General features: G+C 65.7%; 1 protein-coding gene. It reads left to right on the top strand.

Annotated features, from left to right (window positions below; translation table 11 throughout):
* Nucleotides 1–241: 241 nt before the first annotated feature.
* A complete protein-coding gene (gene uvrB, locus E1297_RS03485) occupies nt 242–3,238 on the top strand; it encodes an excinuclease ABC subunit UvrB (protein WP_155133928.1) in 2,997 nt (998 codons plus the stop codon).
* Nucleotides 3,239–3,455: the final 217 nt, after the last annotated feature.

Raw genomic sequence — 3,455 nt, 5'->3', positions numbered from 1 at the left:
AAGCCGGAAAAAAACCGACGTCCGGCGCGCCCCTCCCCCACTCCTCCCGTCCGCCCCGGAAAACGGCCCATCCGCCTTGAAACGCGGCACGCCGCACCGGCAGTGGCAGGACACTCCGCACAATCCGCCTCTGGTCTCCTGACATCTCCTGTCAGCAGCCGCGCCGGTTATGCCAGATTCCAAGGAACAAACCCGCAACAAGGGCTTTCCTCGCGCGCCGGTTCGGACCATATTGGCGGCCATGACCAAGAAGACCTCCGGCACCGCCCCGACATCCCGCGATCCGGACCCCGCGCAAGGGTTCGGCGAAGCACCGCAAAAGCCGCTGTCCGGAGCGCCGCTTTCCGGCCCGGTCAGCGACTGGGCCCGGGAAATCGAAGGGCAGATCGCCGGGGAAGCGGACAAGCCCGCGCCACAGTCCAAGCCCGCGCCAAAGTCAGGCGGCAAGACCGGAGCGGCCACGCGCGCGGGAACGGCAAAACCGGCGCGCTCGGCGCGCGGAACCAGCATGGGCAAGGCCGGCAGCGCGCGTGAACGGGCCGCCGGGGGGCTCAACCCGGTTGCCGGCATGGACATGTCGCTGGAAGAGGCCGAGGCGCTCGAACGGAAGCTCAAAGACCACAAGAAGGCCAACAAGTCGAAGTCCGGGACGGAGAAGAAATTCGGCGAGCTGACCGGCAATCAGGGCGCAACCGCCACGGTCGAGGCGCTGTCGGCGCTGATCGAGAGCGGCAACCCCTTGCACAAGAACGGCGAATTGTGGGTGCCGCACCGGCCCGAACGCCCGGAAAAGTCCGAGGGCGGCGTCGAGATCGTCCTGAAGTCGGACTATGAGCCGCGCGGCGACCAGCCCACCGCGATTGCCGAGCTGGCGGGGGGCATCGGCTCCGGCGACCAGACCCAGGTGCTCCTGGGGGTCACCGGCTCGGGCAAGACCTACACCATGGCGCAGGTGATCCACCGCACCCAGCGCCCGGCGCTGATCCTCGCCCCCAACAAGACGCTGGCCGCCCAGCTCTATGGCGAGTTCAAGAGCTTCTTTCCCGACAATGCGGTCGAGTATTTCGTCTCCTATTACGACTATTACCAGCCCGAGGCCTATGTGCCGCGAACCGACACCTATATCGAGAAGGAAAGCTCGATCAACGAGCAGATCGACCGGATGCGCCACTCGGCGACCCGTGCGCTGCTGGAACGCGACGACGTCATCATCGTCGCCTCCGTGTCCTGCATCTACGGTATCGGCTCGGTCGAGACCTATACGGCGATGACCTTCGCCATCGAGGTCGGCGAGCGGCTCGACCAGCGCCAGCTGATCGCCGATCTGGTGGCCCTGCAATACAAGCGCAACGACGCCGCCTTCCAGCGCGGCACCTTCCGGGTGCGCGGCGACACGATCGAGATCTTTCCCGCCCACTACGAGGACCGGGCCTGGCGGGTGTCGCTGTTCGGCGACGAGATCGAGGCAATCACCGAGTTCGATCCGCTCACCGGCCAGAAGTCGGCCGAGATGAAGTCGGTCAAGATCTACGCCAATTCGCACTATGTCACGCCCAAGCCGACGCTGCAGCAGGCGATCAAGTCGATCAAGACCGAACTGAAAGGACGGCTGGAGGAGCTCAACGCCCATGGCCGCCTGCTGGAGGCGCAGCGGCTGGAACAGCGCACCATGTTCGATCTGGAAATGCTGGAGGCGACCGGCTCCTGCCAGGGCATCGAGAACTATTCGCGCTATCTCACCGGCCGCAATCCGGGCGAGCCGCCGCCGACCCTGTTCGAATACCTGCCCGACAACGCGCTGGTCTTTGCCGACGAGAGCCATGTCACCATTCCGCAGATCGGCGGCATGTACCGCGGCGACTTCCGGCGCAAGGCGACGCTGGCCGAATACGGCTTCCGCCTGCCGTCCTGCATGGACAACCGGCCGCTGCGGTTCGAGGAATGGAACGCCATGCGGCCGCAGACCGTCTGCGTTTCCGCCACCCCCGGCTCCTGGGAAATGGAGGAAGCGGGCGGGGTCTTTGCCGAACAGGTGATCCGCCCGACCGGGCTGGTCGATCCGGTGATCGACATCCGCCTCGCCTCCTCCCAGGTCGACGATCTTCTGGGCGAGGTGCGCGAGGTGGCGGCCAAGGGCTACCGCACGCTGGTCACCACGCTGACCAAGCGCATGGCCGAGGATCTCACCGAATACCTCCATGAAAACGGCGTGCGCGTGCGCTACATGCATTCCGACATCGACACGCTGGAGCGGATCGAGATCATCCGCGACCTGCGCCTTGGCGCGTTCGACGTGCTGGTCGGCATCAACCTGTTGCGCGAGGGGCTCGACATTCCCGAATGCGCGCTGGTGGCGATCCTCGATGCGGACAAGGAGGGGTTTCTGCGCTCCGAAACCTCGCTGATCCAGACCATCGGCCGCGCGGCGCGCAATGTCGACGGCAAGGTCGTGCTCTATGCCGACACCATGACCGGCTCGATGGAACGCGCGATTGCCGAGACCAACCGCCGCCGGGACAAGCAGCTCGCCTATAATGAAGAGCACGGCATCACCCCGGAATCGGTCAAGCGCAACATCGGCGACATTCTGGAATCGGTCTACGAGCAGGACCATGTCACGGTCGAGGCGGGCTTTGCCGAGGAAGGCTCGCTGGTCGGCCACAATCTGGCGGCCCATATCGCCGATCTGGAAAAGCAGATGCGCGATGCCGCCGCCGATCTCGACTTCGAGACCGCAGCCCGCCTGCGCGACGAGATCAAGCGGCTGCAGGCAACGGAGCTTGCGGTTGCCGACGACGCCATGGCCCGCCAGTCGGACGTGGACGGCAAGACCGGCGGCTATCAGGGCGACAGGAAATTCGGCGCCGGCGGCACCAAGCAGGGTGCCAGCGGCAAGAAGAAGGAAACGGCGAAAGAGAAGGCTGCGAAGGCCCGCGCGGCGTCCCACCAGCCGGGGCACACGGGGCCGAAGTCGCGATCGTCCAACAGCAGCGCGGCCAACCCGGCAAGCGCATCAAGCAAGGTGCGGAAAAACACGCTCGATGAAATGACCGTGGGCCGCACCGAGGTGCCTCTGTCGGACAAGGCCGTCCCGCAGAAACCGGCACCCATCATCGAGGCAGAAGACGCCCCGCATCATACGCCCCGCGGCAAGATCGGCGCGGGCTCCTACGAAGACCCGGCAGACGAGAAAAAACGGCGCGGCCGGCCGAAAAAGACGGGTCGGCCGGGGCGGTGAGGCCATTCCCGCTGAATGCCTCCTCCGCTTTGTGCGAGGATCCACTCCGTTCCCGGCACACGAGCACCACAGTCGGGAGGACGTGCAACGGCATGGATGACCCGGTCAGGCCGGGTCATGACGACAGAGTGTGTGGCACTGCCCACCAACACACTCCGCCATCCCGTGGCTCGACCATGGGATCCACTCCGTTTCGCTTCCCAACGGCATGGCTCTG

The sequence above is a fragment of the Roseibium sp. RKSG952 genome (genome assembly GCF_009711355.1).
Note: the sequence above shows the minus strand (reverse complement) of the source record. Positions and strands in the feature narration are given on the sequence as shown.

Coding starts and splice junctions, on each gene's coding strand:
- uvrB (WP_155133928.1), top strand. CDS start 242: ATGACCAAGAAGACCTCCGGCACCGCCCCGACATCCCGCGATCCGGAC.